Genomic DNA, 1436 nt, shown 5'->3' on the forward strand with positions numbered 1-1436 from the left:
CGGAGGTTAGGTAGTGCAGCTCTGGGTACACTTTCCACTATAGTGGAGTTACATTCTCGACCTCCTGCCAACAGCGATGGCGGGAAGATTGGCGGTACTAAATTGCGCACTTCCATTCTCTCCACTGTGGTGGCAACTCTCCTGACTGTTTGTGCTTCCCCAGCTGCGTTTGCAACTGAAGATAGTCCTAAAGCGGAGGAAAATCCTTACTCTATTTTAGAGCTATCCCAAGGAGAATCTGTTTCAGTTCCTCATGGATATGACATCGGTTTTGTAGAAGAAAAGCCATCTTTAGCTCAGATGGCTCGTTCTGCCAATACCGCTCCATCCTGCGTCGAGGCGAGGGTGGAAAAACTTGCTGTCCAGGTTTATAACAACTGCGAGTCCGATATGAGAGTCAAAGTTATTATGACCGCCAACACGTCTCCTATTTTGGGGGCTAAAGACAGCGCCTGCAATACGATTGCTCCAGGTACCAGGTCAAATGTTAGATGGATCATCCGCGGAAACGAGAAGGTAGATAGGGTAGAACTTTGCTAAGAAATATTTCTAAAACCTCCAAGTGGATTATTTCCATTCCGGTTGCTTTTTCACTACTGTTCGTTAGCCCAGCTCCAGCTTTTTCGGCTGTGAAAAAAAATGAACTGGGCATGTACACAGTGAAGTGTCAAGTTGTAAAGAATGAACCGGGAAACCCAATAGTAGGGTTGGTTTACGGCAATCATCCGAAAGATCCTACAAAGGCGGAGAAGGATGCGGATTTGTACACGAACAAATTCGGAAAAAATGTGCATAAAAGGCACTGCTACCCTCAGCCTAGGTATACAAATTCTGGAGCTTTCACTGTAGACGGTGATCCGATTTAATATGTCTGGCGAAACGCTGCTTTTTACAACTTACTTCCTCGCTCGAGAGTCTGACCTTGAACAATTCCATAAACAGTATTTAAAAAGAGTGGATAAGGCGCGAGCGATCACACAGATACTCTATGTAACTGACGAAATTACACATGGGGGAGACGAAGTAATTCGCGAAGTCATGATGCAAGATTTCCGTAGGGATATGCGAGACTTTGGCACTTACCCATTTGATGAATCTGAATGGGGTTTGTATAGCCTTTCATGTGTGGCTAAAGACGTTGACGAACCCGCCATGGAAGGGGCTGGTGTCTCTCGACTATGGCGTGATTTGGCATTAGGTGAAGAGACAGTGCCTAGGGAATTTACCAGTCATGTAAAAGCCGTTAATGTGTCGAGCGATGGCAGAAGGTTCCCTCTGGGATCTATTTGTGCTTGATTGTGATCCAGAAATTCAACGGAATATCAATATGATAAATGCCGTCACCTCTTGATTAAGGCGTCAGCGTGTAGTCTGGACGATTAGGCTAATCACTGGTGCACATATCCGGTGGCTCCATCAAGCGCTTCAACGAGCAC

General features: G+C 45.8%; 1 protein-coding gene and 1 pseudogene. Both read left to right on the forward strand.

What is annotated here, in order from left to right:
* Positions 1-540, forward strand: a pseudogene (locus tag HMPREF3097_RS09715) (hypothetical protein); the annotation flags it as partial.
* A gap of 312 nt (positions 541-852) precedes the next feature.
* A complete protein-coding gene (locus tag HMPREF3097_RS09720) occupies positions 853-1296 on the forward strand; it encodes a hypothetical protein (protein WP_141759507.1) in 444 nt (147 codons plus the stop codon).
* The last annotated feature ends 140 nt before the right edge of the window (positions 1297-1436 follow it).

Origin of the sequence: Corynebacterium sp. HMSC27B11 (assembly GCF_001815985.1) — a bacterium.
GTDB lineage: Bacteria > Actinomycetota > Actinomycetes > Mycobacteriales > Mycobacteriaceae > Corynebacterium.